Below are 18,104 nucleotides of genomic sequence, written 5' to 3'. Positions count from 1 at the left end.
AATGAAAAAAATATTAATCATTGGGCTTGGTCTCATTGGAAGTTCAATTGCCTTAGGAATAAAAAGAGCTCATCCTGATTTTGAAATTCTTGGCTCTGATCGTGAGAACATTCAAGAAATTGCTCAAAAGCGCGGAATTATTGATTCTAAAGTTAGCTTAGTTGAAGGAGCTCAAAAAGCAGATATTATTATTTTGGCTGTTCCAATTATAACCACTTTGGAGCTTTTAAAAAAGCTAGCAACTTTGAATTTAAAAAATGGTCTTTTGATTACAGATACAGGTTCAACTAAGAGTGAAATTGTTGAACTCGCAAATCAACTTTTTGATGAAGATAAAGTAAGATTTATTGGTGGACATCCGATGGCTGGCTCTCATAAATCAGGAGTAATGGCGGCAGATATAAATTTATTTGAAAATGCTTATTATGTTTTGACCCAAGAAAATCAAGAATTACGTGATTTACTTAGAGGACTTCATGCCAAATTTATTATTTTAGATGCAGAAGAGCACGACCGAGTCACTGGGCAGGTTTCTCATTTCCCGCATATTTTGGCTTCGGCCCTTGTTTGGCAATCAGATGATTTTTCAAAAGAACATCCTTTAGTGAAACATTTAGCAGCTGGTGGTTTTAGAGACTTAACTAGAATTGCCGAGGCTGACAGTTTGATGTGGACAAGTGTCTTATTATCAAATCCAGAAATTACGATTGATAGAATAGAAAATTTCAAAAAACAATTAGATGAAATTGCTTTAAAAATTGCTAATAAGGATTCTGCAGCTATAGAACACTTTTTTGAACAAGGTAAAAAAATTCGTCAAGCTATGGAAATTCATAAAGGGGCTTTGCCAAACTTTTATGATTTATTCATTTCGGTTCCCGATGAAAAAGGAGTTGTTTTAAGGGTTTTAGGCTTACTAGAAAATTTCTCAATAACAAATGTAAAAATTAATGAAGAAAACCGTGAAGATATTCATGGTCAACTTCAAATTTCATTTAAGAGAGCGGAAGATTTAAAAGAAGCACGAGAAATTATTGAAAAAGCAACTGATTTTACAGTTGTTTGATAAAGATTAAAGATAGGACTTTCTTAGTCTTAAAATCTTAGGAAAAATTGTTGAAAATAAAAGGGCTCAGAGCGCCCTTTTATGCTATAATAAATACTAAAAAATGTTTAGGATAATATAATGAAATTAAAGATAAATTCGCAAGGTTTAAAAGGACATTTAAAAGTTCCAGGAGATAAATCAATCTCACATCGTAGTATTATGTTTGGCTCTATTGCTAAAGGAAAAACTGTTATTTATGATATTTTACGTGGAGAAGATGTCTTATCTACTATTGAAGCTTTCCGTGCGATGGGAGTTGAAATTGAAGATAAGGGCGAGGTGATTACTGTCCACGGTAAAGGAATTTCAGAACTTAAGGCTCCTGAAAAAGCACTGGATATGGGAAATTCCGGAACTTCAACTCGTCTTTTATCGGGAATTTTAGCAGGCCTTCCTTTTGAAACTACTTTGTTTGGGGATGACAGTTTATCAAAAAGACCAATGGACCGTGTAGCAACTCCTTTGCAATTGATGGGGGCAGAAATTACTGGTCAAACCGATAAGGTTAAATTACCGATGACAATTAAAGGAAGCACGCATTTGAAGGCAATTGACTATGTTCTTCCGGTGGCTTCGGCTCAGGTAAAATCAGCTGTAATTTTTGCTGCTTTGCAGGCAGAAGGACTGACGAAAGTTGTTGAAAAGGAAAAAACACGCTCACATACGGAAGAAATGTTAGTTCAATTTGGTGGGGAACTAATGGTTTCTGATAAAATAATTCTTGTACCTGGCGGACAAAAACTTGTGGGTCAAAAAGTAGTAGTTCCTGGAGATATTAGTTCGGCAGCTTTTTGGTTGGTTGCGGCCTTGGTGGTTGAAAATTCAGAACTTATTTTAGAAAACGTTGGAGTTAATGAAACAAGAACTGGAATTATCGAAGTCATTCAATCAATGGGTGGACAGTTGGAAATTTTAGAGCAAGATAATGCGGCAAAGGCTGCAACTCTAAAAGTAAAAGCTAGTCAATTGAAAGGAACTGAAATTTCAGGTGATTTAATTCCTAGATTAATTGATGAATTGCCCATCATTGCTCTCTTAGCAACACAAGCTCAAGGTCAAACAATTATTCGAGATGCGGCTGAGCTTAAAGTAAAAGAAACTGACCGAATTGCTGTTGTCGCGGATGTGCTTAATAGCATGGGGGCCAAAATTCAACCAACAGATGATGGAATGATTATTCAAGGTGGAACGAAACTCCATGCTCCAGAAAATTCAATTAATACTTTAGGCGACCACAGAATTGGAATGATGGCTGCAATTGCAGCACTTTTGGTTGAAAATGGGGAAATTGAGCTTGAACGTGCCGAAGCAATTCAAACAAGTTATCCAAGTTTCTTTGACGATTTAGAACAATTGTCGGAAAATATTTGAACTTAAGTGATTGGAAGTAAAAAATGAGTATCATTTTAATTGGATTTATGGGTGCGGGAAAGTCCACAGTAGCAAAACTTTTAACAGAAAATTTTACTGATTTGGATCAATTAATTGAAGAAGAAATTGAGATGCCAATTGCTGAATTTTTTGAATTATTTGGGGAAGCTGATTTTCGTAAAATTGAAAATGAGGTTTTTGAGCTTGCGCTTCAAAAGAATATAATTATTGCAACGGGCGGTGGAATAATTGAAAATCCAAAGAATTTAGAGGCTCTTGATAGAGAAACTGGAGTTGTCTTTTTGACTGCTGATTTTGAAACGCTTTGGGAACGAATTTCGATGGATTTGCAGAATGTTCGTCCTCTAGCACAGGATAAAAATGCCGCTCAACTTTTATTTGAGAAAAGAAAAAAACACTATGCAAAAGTGGCCGATTTAACGATTGATGTTACTGATAAGAGCCCTGAGCAAATTGTAGAAGAGATTCGTGAAAAATGGGGGATAAATTAAGATGAAAATTGCGTATTTAGGACCTCGTGGCTCTTTTTGTTCGGTGGTGGCTGAGACAGCATTTGTATCAGAAGAATTATTTGCTTATGATAGTATTCTGGATGTTATCGAAGCTTATGATGAAGGGAAATGTGATTTTGCTCTTGTTCCTATTGAAAATTCGACTGAAGGAACTGTGAATATGAGTATTGATAAAATTTTTCATGATTCTAAGGCGACAGTTGTGGCTGAATTTGTTTTGCCAATTTCACAAAATTTGCTGGCTCTTTCAAAAGAGGGGAAAATTGAACATATTTATTCCCACCCTCAAGCGCTTGCACAAACTCGGAATTATTTACGAGAGCATTATCCACAGGCAAAGGTTGAAATTACTGATTCTACTTCAGCAGCAGCTGAATTTGTGAAAAATCATCCAGATTTGCCAATTGCAGCTGTTGCTAATTCTTACGCAGCTAAAATGTATGATTTAGAAATCGTTACCCAAAATATTCAGGATTTAGCAGGAAATTCTACTCGGTTTTGGTTATTGGGAAAAGAGAAAAAATCATTTGAATTACTAAAAACAGGCGAGAAGGTGAGTTTGGCTTTGACTCTACCTGATAACCTGCCAGGAGCGCTTCATAAAGCGATTTCTGTTTTTGCTTGGCGTGATATTGATATGACAAAAATTGAATCACGTCCTTTAAGAACAAGACTAGGTCAGTACTTTTTTAATATTGATTTAGTAAATAATGAGAAAAATAGTTTAAAAATTCCTTATGCTCTTGAAGAACTATCAGGTTTGGGAGTAAAGGTTCGTTTATTAGGAAATTATGCAGTCTATTCATTGGGAGAGGTGTAAAGGTGAGAATTTATTTTGTACGACATGGTAAGACGGAGTGGAACTTGGCGCGACGTTTGCAAGGACAAAAAGGAGATTCACCTTTATTGCCAGAATCTTATGAAGCGATTGAACGAGTTCATAAGTTTTTAGAACCAATTGAATTTGACAAAGTTTTGTCGAGTCCACAAAAAAGAGCTTTGATTACGGCAGATTTACTGACAAATCAAAGTGTGAGTACTGATAAACGATTGTCAGAATGGAATTTTGGGGAATTAGAGGGTTGGTTCATTAGCGATGCAATTGCTAAATATCCTAAAGAAATGCATGATTCACGCTTTGAGTTAGATCAATTTGATGGAAGTGCTTTTGGAGCTGAATCTGTGAGTTCTGTCTTGAATCGCTTTGATTCTTTGGCTCAGGATTTGTTGAATTCTAAAATGGACAATGTACTTTTAGTTGGTCACGGGGCTTCTGGAACGGCTGGAATGCGTCATTTAGCTGGCTTTCCAATTGCTGAATTACGTTCAGTTGGTGGTTTAGCCAATAATACGGTCACTGTTTTAGAATCAAATGCTGGCCATTTTGACTTAAAAATTTGGGATAAACAGCTATGATTGAAAAAACTTATTTTACTGGTTCGATTGAGGCAATATTTTTCTCCAATCCCAGTAATTTTTATAAAGTTCTACTCATTGAAATTGATGAAACTAATGCTGAATATGATGATTTTGAAATTGTGGTTAACGGAACAATTGGAGATGTGGTTGAAGGAGATTCTTATACATTTTATGGTCAATTGACGCAGCATCCTAAGTATGGGGAACAATTACAGGTCAGTCAATATGAAAAAGCAGTGCCGACTTCTGGTGCTGGTTTAGTTAAATATTTTTCTTCAGATAAATTTCCTGGAATTGGTAAGAAAACGGCAGAAAAAATTGTTGAAACTTTTCCTGAAAATACGGTAGGTTCAATTTTAGAAGCGCCGGAAAAATTGGATGGTCTATTGACCCTAGCCAGAAAAAATTCATTTATCAAACGATTACGTGAGAACTATGGAATGGAAAAAGTGCTGACCAAGCTTGCAGAATACGGCTTACCAAGCAAAATCACTTTTCAAATTTATGAACTTTATAAAGAAGAAACGATTGAAAAAATTGAGGAAAATCCTTATCAACTTGTGGAAGATGTTAAGGGAGTTGGTTTTAAAACAGCTGATAAGATTGCAAGTAGTTTAGGAATTGAAGCAGATAGCCCTAATCGATTTCGAGCGGCATTGATGCATGAGGTCAATACGCATTCGCAATCAACAGGTGATACTTACATTGAAGCCAAAAATTTACTTGAGATGACGATAGATTTACTTGAAGAAGCTCGTAATGTCGAGGTCAATCCGTCTGCTGTTGCGGAGGAAATTAATGGTTTAATTGTTGATGGAAAAGTGCAACAAGAAGGAACAAAAATATTTGAGAATTCTTTGTACTTTGCTGAGGACGGGATTCGGAAATCACTGACAGCATTAACTAATCGTTCTGGTAAAGATTTTGCTGATGAAAAGTTACTGACAGTTTTGGCTGAAGTTGAAAAAGATTTAGAAATTACTTATGATGATTTGCAAAAGCAAGCCATTATTGGTGCAATGAATCAGCAATTTTTCATTTTGACTGGTGGACCAGGAACTGGTAAAACAACAATTATTAATGGTTTTATTGAAACTTATGCCCGTCTTCACCAGCTAGATTTGGACCCAGACCATTATAATGATGATATCTTTCCTATATTACTGGCAGCACCGACTGGTCGGGCTTCAAGACGGATGAATGAGTTGACTGGTCTTCCAGCAGCAACGATTCACCGCCATTTGGGTTTGGGACAAGATGAAGCAGAAGATGCTCTTGGAAATGAATTGTCTGGTGCTCTTTTGATTGTTGACGAATTTTCTATGGTTGATACTTGGTTAGCTAATAAACTTTTTCAAGCGATTCCTGGTTCAATGAAAGTTCTCCTTGTTGGAGATGCTGACCAGCTTCCTTCTGTGGGGCCAGGACAAATTTTTGCGGATTTACTAAAAATTCCAGAAATTCCGTCAGTAAAATTGGATAAAATTTTTCGTCAAGGGGATGATTCTACCATTACTGATTTAGCTCACCATATCAAAGATGGGCAATTGCCAAGTGATTTCACGGCGAAAAAGCCTGACCGTTCATATTTTGAGGTCAGTGCTAATTTTGTTCCTCAGATGGTTGAACAAATCGCAAGTGCATGGAAAAAAAGAGGGAATAATCCTTTTGAATTACAAATCTTAGCGCCTATGTATAAAGGAATGGCCGGAATTAATGCAATGAATGTTCTTTTACAAAATCTCTTTAACCCACTTAATGACCGACTTGAATTCGCTTTGGGTGATATGAAATTTCGTGAAGGAGATAAAGTTCTTCATTTAGTAAATGATGCTGAGGCCAATGTATTTAACGGAGATTTGGGACAAATCGTAGAATTGATTGCAGCAAAATATACTGACAGTAAACAAGATGAGTTGGTGATGGATTTTGATGGTCAAGAATTGACTTATCCAAGAGCGGAGTGGTATAAAATTACTCTGGCTTATGCTATGTCCATTCATAAATCTCAAGGTTCGGAGTTTTCCACAGTTATTGTGCCGATGGTTTCTTCGTATTCACGCATGTTAGAGCGAAATTTGCTTTATACGGCAATTACAAGGGCTAAACAAAGTCTGATTTTACTTGGTGAAGAACGAGCTTTTGCACAAGCGGTGGCGCGTGAAGGGTCGAATCGAAAGACCTATCTGATTGAGCGATTTATGGGAGAAAACCCAGCGGCTAAAAATCTGTCAGTAGAAATTGTGAGTGAAAAAGTTACTGACAAAAAAGAAAGATCTAACAAAGAGAAGAAGCTTGCAACGCCAGTAGAATTACAAGGGCAAAATCATTCTGTCAGTAAAAAAATGCCAGCAAAAGTAGAAGAAATTTCTTTATTTGAAGATGAAGAAATTGAAACACTTGATCAGGGAAGCTTGACAGAAGCACTTATTTTGTCAGGAAATTTTGACCCTTTAATTGGTTTAACTCAACAAGACTTTGCAATCTTTAATAAATAAAAAATACTGACAGAAATTGCTGTCAGTATTTTTTTGTTTCTATCAGTACTTTTTGATATAAAAAAATCTGCCAAAGAGACAGACATTTTTAATTAGCCAAGTTTAGCAGCAAGACGTGCTTTATCACGTGATGCTTTGTTAACATGGATAAGGCCTTTTGAAGCAGCTTTATCAATTGATGAAGAAGCAGCTCTGTAAAGTTCTTCAGTAGGTGCAGCTTCAAATTTTTTGATAAGAGTACGCATTGCAGATTTTTGTTGTGCGTTGCGTTCGTTTGCTACTTTATTCAATTCAGCACGTTTGATTGCAGATTTAATGTTTGCCATTTTTTGTCTCCTTTTATTACTTTTCATAGAAAAGCGGTTGATGTGATGTCCCAGGTGGGCACACTACACCCTCCAAGATTTTTCTAATACCTATCAATTATACAGGAAATTTGAGTTTTTGTAAACTATCGGCCTTGCTTTTTTAGAAAAAATAGAAAAAATATTTTTTACTAAAATAATAAATAAATAAAAATGGAAATCAAGTAAAATAGCAAATTTTCAAAATTTTACAAGCATTAAAAATAAATTTCTAAGCATTTAAAAAGAAAAATTTAATCTAAAAACTAAGTAAATCGTATTGACAAAGAGAATTATCGTGTTATAATCAAGTCATGAATTTAGAAGAAAAGCCGTGGTTTAACGACGCAGAATATATGAGTTATGTCGGTCATCTATTAGAAATGGATGAGCTTAAAAAGCTTGATGGGATTACACATCACTATACTTCAACACGCTTACAACATTGCTTAAGAGTAAGTTATGTCAGCTATCTCATTGCGAAAAAACGTGGCCTCAATGCTAAAGCTACAGCTAGAGCTGGACTTTTGCATGACCTTTTCTATTATGATTGGCGCAATACAAAATTTGCAAAGAGCCATGCCTATGTGCATCCTCATATCGCCTACCGTAATGCACGCAAACTGACAACCTTGTCAGCTCTTGAAAAAGACATAATCATCAAACATATGTTCGGTGCGACAATCAATCCACCACGCTATAAAGAAAGTTGGATTGTTACTGCTGTTGATAAATATGTAGCTACCCTTGAAGGGTCAGTTAACCTCAAGTACAAATGGAATCGCCGTAAGCATTTTAAACGTTTACCTTATTTCAGTATTGATTAAAAAAGTAAAAAATAAAACCTATCCATTGATAGGTTTTTTTATTTAGAAATAAGTCTATCAGTAAAATAAAGCAAGTCTTGTCAGAGATTTTTCATAATATGATAAAATTAGTATGTAAGCAATAGATTCCATTGCACTAAAATAAGGAGGTATTTTATGAAAAATGTAAAAGTATTTTATAATGAAAAATCTGGTAATAATGATGAAGACAAAGTTTTGAAAACAATTAAGGACTTTTTTGCAAGACCAGAAAATTCAGCCTCTAAACTTGAATTTATCAATCCAGAAAGCCCAGAGGATGCAATCCGTCTTGCTAAAAAAGCCAGTCAAGACCAAACGGATCTTGTGGTTGCTTTAGGTGGCGATGGAACCATTAATAAAATTTGCGGAGGAGTATTTGAAGGAGGTGCAAAACCGATTCTAGGTATTGTTCCTAATGGTACGGTTAATAATTTATCAAAATCACTTCATATTCCGCAAAAATTAGAAGAAGCACTTAATAATTTAAGTCAAGGCGAAATTCAAAAATTTGATATTGCCAAAGTCAATAATGATTATATGACATCAAGTTTAACATTAGGGATTTTAGCAGATATTGCCCAAAATGTCAGCGGCTCTGAGAAGAAAAAATTTGGACCCTTAGCTTATCTAAAAGATGCTTATAAAGTTATCCGCTATAATAAAACCTATCGAATTAAAGTAAAATATAATGGTAAAACCAAGTCATTAAGAACAAAACTACTATTAATTACAATGACAGATACAATTGGCGGAATGCAAGCTTTGTCCCCAAAAGCTAAAGTTGATGACGGACTTATCCGTGTTTATTCATTAAAAGAAATCAATTTATTTAATATCCTTTTTCATTTGAATAAACTTCGTCGAGGAAAATTTGATGATTTTCTTGAAATGACTCATTTTGATACTGACCATTTGGAGATTCTCACACATTCAAAGAAAAAGAAAGATAATCCATATTCAAGAATTGATGGGGATAAGAGTGATCCGCTTCCATTAGACATCAAAGTTTATCGAAAAGCACTGACAACCCTTGTTCCTAAAAAGTGAATAAAAGGCTGTCAGTAAATAATAGAAATAAAAAATCAGACTTAAGACTGATGACAAAAAGCCCAATTTTTGGTAAAATAGTCTTAGAATTAAATTAAAAAGGGAGGCCAAATATAATGAAAAATATGAATGATAATAATGTTATCTTTGACCAAAGAAGCGATGGATTGAATGCATTCTTCAGTAAAATTTATGCGTTGATGGGAGCAGGAGTATTGATTTCTGCAGTTGTTTCTTGGATAATGATTACATTTTTCGCAGATAATATGGTAGCAATGTTAGACAGAGGAGGCTTTGGATTCTTACTCTTATGGTTGGTTCCATTGTTCTTAGTATTTCCAATGCAACGAGCAGCACTCAAAAATTCTCCGGCAGCGTTACCGCTCTTTATTGGCTTTGCAGCATTCTTTGGATTCTTGCTTAGCTTTACATTGATTATGTATACGGCAACTAATATCACTCTTGCTTTTGTTACAGCAGCAGCGATGTTCTTAGGACTAGCAATTTATGGTCGAGTGACAAAACGTAATCTCTCTGCAATGGGTAAAGTAATGGGAGTTGCTGTTTGGGGCTTGATTGTAGCAATGTTTCTTAACTGGTTCTTTGCAAGCACAGGCTTGATGTTCCTTACAAGTATTGCCGGTGTTGTTATCTTCTCTGGATTGATTGCTTGGGATAATCAAAAAATCGTTAATGTCTATAATGCAAATAACGGTCAAGTAAATGACGGTTGGGCAATCTCAATGGCTTTGTCACTTTACTTAGATTTCTTAAACTTATTCCTCTTCTTGCTCCGTATCTTCGGTATCGCTGGTGGAAATCGCGATTAAGCAAAAATTACTGACAACACATCTGTCAGTAAAATAATAATAAAAAACTCTGCTGTCAGCAGAGTTTTTTCCTTTCATAAATCTTTGACAATCACATAATTAATTTCCAAAGGACCATGAAGTCCAACCACAAGTTGCATCTCAATATCACCAGAATTTGAGGGGCCAGAAATAAAATGAAGGGTTGACCCAGGCTTCTTATGTTCATCAAACCAAGCCGCAGCTTGGGTAGAACGAGGAACCATACGACTTAGTGGAATTACGGAAATATAATGAGTGGGTAAGAAGTGTAAAGAACGCCCTTGGCCAGCCTCTGATTCGACTACAATCGTTGCTGATTCAGCGAGGAAAAATTTAGGAACAGCCACGACAACATTAGAATTTTGAGCGGCATTAATATTTTCATCACGATTTTCTTTACCAATTTTCCACTTCACCAATTGGTCTGAAATAACATTCACTCCTAATTTTTCAAATTCATCTGTTGAAGGAATCATGACTTGTCCGCCACCAGATTTTTCAATTAATTGGCGAATCACTTCATTCATTTCAAAAGAAGAGGTTTCAATTAAATTAGCAGAAACTCGGCTGGCTTGCTCCTTAGCAATATCCAATAATTCCTCAGTAGTTAAATGAGCCAAATGTGTCTCAGGCAAATCTGAAATTGGAACATAAGGTTCAAATGGAAGTTCTACACCCCCACGTTTTTCAAATAAAGTTTCTAAAAATTTACTTCGATTTTCAATAGTTCCTGTCATATTTATTTACCTGCCTTATGTTTTTTATACCACTGACGAAATTGTTCTTTATGTGGCGGAGCAATTGGCAAATCTCGGACATCTGTCCAACCTTTAGCTAGAGCAGGAGCTTTTCTAACGGCGCCATAGTTAAATAAAGAACCCTCAACGCTGACCTCCTTAGCTTTGGGTAACATATTAAGACCCGTGTGAGCCATATTTATTGCCATCCCAAATAGTGCTGGGCTACTTGTTCCTTTCCCAATCGTATTCATTTCAAAATTGACAAAAGAGCCATCATGATGCATTGAAAGATCATCTTCCATCACTTTGCGATGTTCAATTAAAAGTTCATGCAAAGGAATTTTTACCGGACAAGTTTCAGTACATGCACCACATAAGGTTGAAGCATAAGGTAAATCACCATATTGTTCATAACCTCCTAAAACGGGAGAGAGAACTGAACCGATTGGTCCAGGATAAATCGAACCATAAGCATGTCCACCAATTTGACGATAAACTGGGCAAACATTCAGACAAGCACCACAACGAATACATTGTAAAACAGCTTCAAAAGCAGTTCCAATCGCATTTGAGCGTCCATTATCAACAATGACAACATGAAAATCCTCAGGACCATCGGATTCGTCGTCGGCCTGTTGACCGGCAAAAGTGACATAAGTTGTCAGTTTTTGACCAACGGCAGAACGAGCAAGCATATTATCTAAAATTTCAGCTTCTTTGATTGATGGAACAATCCGTTCCATTCCCATCAGAACAATTTGTGTCTTAGGAATTGAAATCGTTAAATCAGCATTTCCTTCATTGGTCGATAAATTAATGTCACCAGTGTTGGCAATGGCAAAGTTACAACCGGTAATTCCGACTTCAGATTTTAAGAAAAGCTTACGCATGGTATCCCTAGCACAGCGAGCCAAATTAACTGGATTATTATCCCCCTCATAGCCTAATTTTTTAGCAAATATTTCACGAATTTGATCACGATTTTTGTGCAAAGCTGGAAAAACAATATGTGAAGGCTCATCCCAATCAGCAACTTGCAAAATAAATTCAGCCAAGTCTGTTTCCAAAATATCCATATCATCAGAAAGCGAAACGAGCATTGGGTCAATGTCAACTTCCGTGGTCACCATTGATTTTGATTTGACAATCTTTTTCGCGTTTTTTTCAAGAACAATCCGTTTAACATAATCATTGGCTTCTTTAGCATCAGCCGCAAAGAAGACATGACCGCCACGGGCCGCAACATTATCTGAAAACTCTGTCAGATAATGGGGTAAATATTTTAAAGTATGTTGGCGAATGGATTCCGCAATATCACGCCATTCTTGCCAATTTCCAAGCTCATCACGCGCAGATTCTCTTTTCTCCCATTGGGCATCCTGCGCTTTGGCTACCGCAGCTTTAGCAAACTGGTCTTTTTTACTCTCTTCTAAACGTTCAGCGAACGTTTTTGTACTTGTAGAAAGTCCCATTTTCTCCCCCTATGCTTTGATAAATGCTGGGTTTTTCACAGCATCTATTCTTTCTAAATCGACATTTGTGTTTAAAATTTCAGCAATATGCATCACTCTTATTTTTTTACCTTCACGATTCAATTTTCCGCCAATATTCATCAAGCAGCCTAAGTCAGCAGAAATTAAGATTTCAGCACCAGTTGATAGAATATCGTTTGTTTTTTCAGTGACCATCATCTCTGAAATCTCAGGAGATTTAACTGAAAAAGTTCCGCCAAAGCCACAACAATTTTCCAAATGAGGAAGAGGAAGAACTTCAAGCCCTTTGACTTTATCCAATAAAATGAATGGAGCTTCTCGTTCACCTAGAATTCTAGTCATGTGGCAAGAACGGTGATAAGTTGCTTTTTCGCCATCAAATGTGGCACCAAGATCTTCAAGACCTAAAACCCGATAAAGAAATTGGGTGAATTCATAGGATTTATTTGCTAAATCAATTGCTTTTTGCTTATAAGGGTCACCTTCGTCGAACATATGGGGATATTCTGTAAACATCCCTGAGCAAGAACCAGCAATCCCAACGACATAATCAGAAGATTCAAAAGCATCAATCTGATTTTTGATTGTTGGCATAGATTCTTTAACTAATCCTGAATTATAAGTAGGTTGACCACAACAAATTTGTTCCTCTGGCAAATCTGTTTCAATCCCCAGACGTTCAAGGACTTCAACCATGGCAATTCCAACTTGTGGAAACATCAGGTCCATCACACAAGTGGAGAATATTGAAACTTTCATAAGCGCTCCTTAGTATTTTGAAATCTTTGTTAAAAATTAGACATCTCATAGAGATGTATGCTCTTTCATTATAAGCCGATTTATTTACATTTTCAAAAAAAGGAGCTGTCAAAAGAATTTGACAGACTGTCGTTTAAAAATTATTTTGTAAAAATAAAAATACCAATCGATAATCGGTATTTATTTATTCGGGGTTAAAAAAAGTTTTTCAAGCTGTCTAGCTACACCATCCTCATCATTTGTCCAAGGAAGAATTTCACTGGCATAAGGAGTGAGTCTAGCAGAGGCATTTTTCATAGCATAAGCATTGGGAGCTAATTTAAACATTTCAATATCATTATGTTCATCTCCAAAAGCAATAAGATTCTCTAAAGGAATATCAAGAACTTTAAGCAAATGATTAAGACCAGAGGCTTTGGAAATTCCTTTAGGAACAACTTCTAATATTCCGTTCGGTCCACCCCAAACGCCAACATCTATCTTGCCATTATAATGACGTTTCATTTCCTCTGCCAATGCTAATTTATCTTTTTGCCGAGTGGAGAGGAGTACTGCGTGAGGATTTTCAGTAACTCGATCTGCACGAAGCCGATTATAGGGTTGAAATTTTTCTACACCAAAGAGCTTGGGCTCGACATTACGGAAAGTGTTTAGGAAGAACTTTCGACGATATTCAACGGCAAAGAAATGGAGATTAAAGTTTTGTTGGTGCCTCAAAAGGTCAAAAATAAAGGAGCGATCAATATAATAAGATTTTGTATGTTCCCAGTTTTTATCATTTGGCATTGAAATCAAAGCCCCGTTAAAATTAATGACTGGACTTGTCAACTCAAGCTCACGATAGACATCTAAAGACATTCTAAAAGGGCGTCCGGTTGTGATACAGATAATATGTCCGAGTGATTCTATCTGTTTAAAAATATATTTGGTATAACGGCTGATTGAACGTCCATCAGACTGCAAAGTAGTACCATCTAAATCAATTGCAATCAGTTTACGTTCTTTGTAGTTCTCCATTCAAACTCCCCTTATTCTAAAATTTATTTGTCAATTCATTCATTATATCATAGTTAGAAGCAGGAGCGGAACTCTATCATGTTCTACGAACAAGATATTACTTTTTGAAAAACTTGTTCGTTATTACCGAACAATCGAAAGATTTAGAGTAGTTTTTATGCTAAATTTCTTGTTTCCTTAACTAAAACTGATTAGAATAATAATATAATGTTTTTTATTTTATGACGTGTTTGCTTAAAAAGCAAAGACAACTTTTTATCAAAGGGTTGAAATTTTAATCACAGACCCTAAAAGGAGAAATTATTCGTGAACAAGTTCTTTAAACTTGAAGAAAACGGCACAACAGTTGGCCGTGAAATAATGGCTGGATTGACTACATTCTTTGCTATGAGTTATATCCTCTTTGTTAACCCACAAGTTTTGGGTACAACAGGAATGCCTGTCCAAGCTGTTTTCTTAGCAACTATTTTGGCCTCTATTGTTGGGACACTTGCAATTGCCTTAATCGCTAATGTTCCCTACGCTTTGGCACCTGGAATGGGCCTAAATGCATTCTTTGCCTACACTGTTGTATTATCGCTTGGTTATACTTGGCAAGAAGCTCTGGCAATGGTCTTCATTTGTGGGATTATCAATATTATTATTACTTTCACTTCCATTCGTAAAGCAATTATTCTTGGAATTCCTGAAAGTTTACAACACGCAATTGGTGGTGGTATTGGGATTTTTATTGCTTATATTGGGATTAAGAATGCAGGGATTTTACGTTTTATCGCTGACCCAGGAACTTATGTGAACAACCATGGAACTATTACAGCAAATTCATCAATTGTTCCAGAACTTGTAACTTTTAATAACCCAGGCGTATTAGTCGCACTTGTTGGGATTGTAGTGACAATGTTCTTTGTTATTCGTAAATGGCGTGCAGGAATTTTACTTTCAATCTTAGTAACAACTATCTTAGCTCTTTTGACTGGTGTAGTTAAAGTTGATGTGAATACTTTATTTGCTGAAAATAACTTAGGAACAGCCATCAATCAAATGGGAACAACCTTTGGTGCTGCTTTTGGTCCAAAAGGTTTTGGTTCTTTATTCTCAGACTCATCACGTTACATTGAAGTTTTGATGACGGTTCTTGCTTTCTCATTGACATCTATCTTTGACCCAATTGGTACCTTTATCGGAACAGGTCGCGCAACAGGAATCTTTACAGATGAAGATTTGAAAGATATGGAAACAAGTCATGGTTTTTCTTCTAAAATGGATAAAGCCTTGTTTGCTGACATGATTGCCACTCCAATCGGAGCAATTTTTGGAACATCAAATACAACTGTTTATGTTGAATCTGCAGCCGGAATTGGTGCAGGGGGACGTACTGGTCTTGCATCTGTTGTAACAGCAATTATGTTTGCTATCTCAAGTTTATTCTTACCACTTCTTGCAATTGTTCCAACACAAGCAACAGCACCAATCTTGATTATTGTCGGGATGATGATGCTTGGTTCATTTAAAGAAATTAAATGGGGTGATTTGACTGAAGCAATTCCTGCTTTCTTTGCCTCAGTATTTATGGGACTTGCTTACTCAATCTCTTATGGGATTGCAGCTGGTTTCATCACTTATATTCTGGTCAAACTGTTCACAGGAAAAGTGAAAGAAGTAAAACCTGTTATTTGGGTTGTTGCACTTTTATTCTTGATTAACTTCGCTGTTTTGGCAGTACTTTAAAAAATTAAGATTCGTCAGTAAATGACGGGTCTTTTTTTACTGACAGGTATAGTCACAAGCCAATGAAACTAATATAATGCATATCTAAAAATAAAAAATTTACTGCTTTGGCCAATTTATGCTAGAATCAAATAGAAGAGTATTGAATGTAAAAAATGTGAGTAATCTAAAGAAATATGTGAGAAGCGAAGTATGAAAAAAATTATTTCTCTTATTGTGGCTTTTATTGGTGTATTTATTATTGGTGTTATTATTGGGCGGTTTGTTTTAGCTCCACACCCTCCTTTAGCGGATGATAATCGACCGGTATATCCTACCATTTATATTACAGGTTCTGATGGCAAAGCATCAACTATGAATACTATGGTTAATGATGTAACTTCAGATCGAGATACGCGGGCTAGAAAGGGACTGACAATCGTCGTTGATACAGATAATAATTATTCGCTTAAAGTGACTGGTAAGATTGATAAGCGTAATACATATCCAACAATAGAAGTGGGGATGGTCAAAGGAACCAATAATTCTTTGAAGTATGAGGGGGCTTTAAAAGCGATTATGTCTTATCTTGGTAAGCATTATAATATTCCTTATGCGAATGTTTTAGGATATTCTGCTGGAGGTTCAGGGGTTTACCGTTATTTAATTGAATATGGATATGACCGTAGCCTTCCGCCAATAAAAAAATGGGTCTCTCTTGATGGTCAATTTAATGCAAGCACCTCGCAACCAGATCAAACACTAGCCCAAGTTTTGACTAATGGTCCTAAAGTTAAGACGAAATATTACGATTATTGGTTGCAAAATTATGAACGCGTTGATAAAAGCATTCAAGTGGTGTTGCTTGCAGGAGATTACGATAGCGAAAAGCAAACTGATGGTACAGTTCCTTGGGCGGATAGTTTTTCAATTTATCCCTTACTGATGAAAAATGGAAATTCTGTTGTGCATTACCTTATTAAAGGTAAAGATACATCACATGCTGAAATGCCTCATAATCAACAAGCAATCAATTATATTAAAGTGTTCTTTTATGAGTAGAAAGAAATTATTAAAATTTTAAGTTAAAATGGCTTTCCTAAAGGTCATTTTTTTATTATAAATCCCTATTTTAGCTAGTAAAATTCATTCAAAAGAAGACTTGGCGCAATTGATTGACAGTTAGCTTTAACTCAAGGTATAATAGCAACATGGATATGAAAAATGGTGTATTTATTATTGGCGCAATTTTAACAATATTTTTTGCAGGATTGACCTTGATTTTTTGGTGGAAAATCAGAAAACTGAAAGATTTAAGAACTTTACGATTAGGGCGTTTGTCATTTTTTGCTTTACTTTTTTTATGGGTGACTATTAATGGAATTATTGGTTCAGGTTTAGCGCTAACCGACTTACATCAAAAGGTGCTCATGTTACTTCTCATTGCAGAAGCGGTTTTGATTTTTTTGATTTTACCGATGACAATTGGGATTGTTGTACCGATAAGTATTGTTGTATTGACAATAAAAATGTGGCGCAGGGAATCAAAATCAATCGGAAATCTTTTGTTGCCTATTGTTGTGTTGACCTTTTTAGTGGTTGACTGGATTCATCTGTCAATGGGCAGATTACCGGATAGTTGGATTTGGTTAAAAGTTTTGGGATTGGTTTACCCAATCTTGTCACTTTATCTTGCCTGGCAATTTGGAATTTTCTTTCTATCTAGTTGGGTATATGGACGACGAGTTAGAAAACAAAGAGCAGCTTATCATGTTGTGCTGGGTGCCGGACTAATCCAGGGAGAACATGTGGGGAAATTATTAGGAAATCGAATATTAGCAGCGGTCAAAGCTGTCCGCGATAATGAAACAATTTTAGTTTTTTCGGGGGGACAAGGTCCTGATGAGAAAGTTTCTGAAGCTAGAGCTATGCAACGGTATGCGGTTGAAGTTCTTGGCTTTCCGATTGAGCGAACAATGCTTGAAGACCAGTCAAGAACAACATATGAAAATTTAGTTTTTTCTTCTCGATTGATTAAGGAAAAATTTATTTTCTTCACTTCTGATTATCATGTTTTTCGAGCGGCCCTTTTTGCAGCAACTCTAAAAATTGATGCCCAAGGTGGGAGAGGTGGAAAGACTGCTATGTATTATCGGGTTCCAGCTTTTATTCGTGAATTTATTGCTGTTTTAAATTACGAAAAGAAAAAACATATAATACGAGTAGGAATCATTGTGGCTATCTTTTTGAGTATTGCTATTGTTTCACAAATTGGCTATTTTTGGAATCAAAGATAATAAAAAGTTACTGACAACTTTCTGTCAGTAACTTTTTTGGTTACAAATAATCACTTTTTTCGTATAGTATAA

The 18,104-nt window shown here is 35.8% G+C and carries 17 protein-coding genes; 12 read left to right on the top strand and 5 right to left on the bottom strand.

Annotation, left to right across the window (positions count from 1 at the left end; all coding sequences use genetic code 11):
* The first annotated feature begins 1 nt into the window (after position 1).
* The 6 genes from ACRYLU_RS08625 (at position 2) to recD2 (ending at position 6,929) form a co-directional block, all read left to right on the top strand.
* Positions 2 to 1,066 carry a prephenate dehydrogenase gene (locus tag ACRYLU_RS08625; RefSeq protein ID WP_058205175.1) on the top strand — a complete coding sequence of 355 codons (1,065 nt, stop codon included), beginning with the start codon at positions 2 to 4 and terminating at the stop codon, positions 1,064 to 1,066.
* A gap of 120 nt (positions 1,067 to 1,186) precedes the next feature.
* Positions 1,187 to 2,479 carry a 3-phosphoshikimate 1-carboxyvinyltransferase gene (aroA, locus tag ACRYLU_RS08620; protein WP_260311527.1) on the top strand — a complete coding sequence of 431 codons (1,293 nt, stop codon included), beginning with the start codon at positions 1,187 to 1,189 and terminating at the stop codon, positions 2,477 to 2,479.
* A gap of 23 nt (positions 2,480 to 2,502) precedes the next feature.
* Positions 2,503 to 2,991, top strand: a complete 489-nt coding sequence (locus ACRYLU_RS08615; RefSeq protein ID WP_038601758.1) for a shikimate kinase — start codon at positions 2,503 to 2,505, stop codon at positions 2,989 to 2,991.
* Between the two features lies 1 nt (position 2,992).
* Positions 2,993 to 3,832: a prephenate dehydratase gene (gene pheA, locus ACRYLU_RS08610; RefSeq protein WP_260311525.1), complete on the top strand. Its 840-nt coding sequence runs from the start codon at positions 2,993 to 2,995 to the stop codon at positions 3,830 to 3,832.
* Positions 3,833 to 3,834: 2 nt separating this feature from the next.
* Positions 3,835 to 4,428 (top strand): histidine phosphatase family protein, encoded by a 594-nt coding sequence (locus ACRYLU_RS08605; RefSeq protein ID WP_029344268.1) that lies wholly within the window; start codon positions 3,835 to 3,837, stop codon positions 4,426 to 4,428.
* Positions 4,425 to 6,929, top strand: a complete 2,505-nt coding sequence (gene recD2, locus ACRYLU_RS08600) for an SF1B family DNA helicase RecD2 (protein WP_445080873.1) — start codon at positions 4,425 to 4,427, stop codon at positions 6,927 to 6,929. The genes ACRYLU_RS08605 and recD2 overlap by 4 nt, the downstream gene beginning before the upstream one ends.
* 92 nt (positions 6,930 to 7,021) lie before the next feature.
* Here the strand turns inward: recD2 and rpsT are convergent, their stop codons facing one another.
* On the bottom strand, positions 7,022 to 7,255 hold the full coding sequence (rpsT, locus tag ACRYLU_RS08595) for a 30S ribosomal protein S20 (RefSeq protein WP_038601748.1): 234 nt from the start codon (positions 7,253 to 7,255) through the stop codon (positions 7,022 to 7,024).
* A 332-nt stretch (positions 7,256 to 7,587) separates the two neighbouring features.
* Between rpsT and ACRYLU_RS08590 the strand changes: the two genes are divergently transcribed.
* The 3 genes from ACRYLU_RS08590 to ACRYLU_RS08580 all read left to right on the top strand — a co-directional run bounded on the left by ACRYLU_RS08590 (position 7,588) and on the right by ACRYLU_RS08580 (position 9,998).
* Positions 7,588 to 8,100: an HD domain-containing protein gene (locus ACRYLU_RS08590; protein ID WP_003132795.1), complete on the top strand. Its 513-nt coding sequence runs from the start codon at positions 7,588 to 7,590 to the stop codon at positions 8,098 to 8,100.
* Between the two features lie 156 nt (positions 8,101 to 8,256).
* Positions 8,257 to 9,168, top strand: a complete 912-nt coding sequence (locus ACRYLU_RS08585; protein WP_104141504.1) for a diacylglycerol/lipid kinase family protein — start codon at positions 8,257 to 8,259, stop codon at positions 9,166 to 9,168.
* A 116-nt stretch (positions 9,169 to 9,284) separates the two neighbouring features.
* A complete protein-coding gene (locus tag ACRYLU_RS08580; RefSeq protein ID WP_081043194.1) occupies positions 9,285 to 9,998 on the top strand; it encodes a Bax inhibitor-1/YccA family protein in 714 nt (237 codons plus the stop codon).
* Between the two features lie 74 nt (positions 9,999 to 10,072).
* Here ACRYLU_RS08580 and ACRYLU_RS08575 read toward each other — a convergent pair whose 3' ends face one another.
* From ACRYLU_RS08575 to ACRYLU_RS08560, 4 genes are all read right to left on the bottom strand, one after another.
* Positions 10,073 to 10,756, bottom strand: coding sequence for a LutC/YkgG family protein (locus ACRYLU_RS08575; RefSeq protein WP_003130398.1), 684 nt, complete (start codon positions 10,754 to 10,756; stop codon positions 10,073 to 10,075).
* Between the two features lie 2 nt (positions 10,757 to 10,758).
* Entirely contained in the window at positions 10,759 to 12,231 is a 1,473-nt protein-coding gene (locus ACRYLU_RS08570) for a LutB/LldF family L-lactate oxidation iron-sulfur protein (RefSeq protein WP_003130400.1), read from the bottom strand.
* Positions 12,232 to 12,240: 9 nt separating this feature from the next.
* The gene (locus ACRYLU_RS08565; protein ID WP_098393310.1) at positions 12,241 to 13,011 is read right to left on the bottom strand and encodes a (Fe-S)-binding protein; all 771 of its coding nucleotides are present in this window, start codon (positions 13,009 to 13,011) and stop codon (positions 12,241 to 12,243) included.
* A gap of 180 nt (positions 13,012 to 13,191) precedes the next feature.
* Entirely contained in the window at positions 13,192 to 14,028 is an 837-nt protein-coding gene (locus tag ACRYLU_RS08560) for a Cof-type HAD-IIB family hydrolase (RefSeq protein ID WP_038601740.1), read from the bottom strand.
* A 306-nt stretch (positions 14,029 to 14,334) separates the two neighbouring features.
* On the opposite strand from ACRYLU_RS08560, the gene ACRYLU_RS08555 reads away from it, so the two are divergent.
* The 3 genes from ACRYLU_RS08555 (at position 14,335) to ACRYLU_RS08545 (ending at position 18,032) form a co-directional block, all read left to right on the top strand.
* Positions 14,335 to 15,756, top strand: a complete 1,422-nt coding sequence (locus ACRYLU_RS08555) for an NCS2 family permease (RefSeq protein ID WP_012898314.1) — start codon at positions 14,335 to 14,337, stop codon at positions 15,754 to 15,756.
* 192 nt (positions 15,757 to 15,948) lie between these two features.
* Positions 15,949 to 16,797, top strand: coding sequence for an alpha/beta hydrolase (locus tag ACRYLU_RS08550; RefSeq protein ID WP_058205152.1), 849 nt, complete (start codon positions 15,949 to 15,951; stop codon positions 16,795 to 16,797).
* Between the two features lie 149 nt (positions 16,798 to 16,946).
* On the top strand, positions 16,947 to 18,032 hold the full coding sequence (locus ACRYLU_RS08545) for a YdcF family protein (RefSeq protein ID WP_080739875.1): 1,086 nt from the start codon (positions 16,947 to 16,949) through the stop codon (positions 18,030 to 18,032).
* The last annotated feature ends 72 nt before the right edge of the window (positions 18,033 to 18,104 follow it).

The sequence above is a fragment of the Lactococcus sp. KTH0-1S genome, assembly GCF_052544945.1.
Note: the sequence above shows the minus strand (reverse complement) of the source record. Positions and strands in the feature narration are given on the sequence as shown.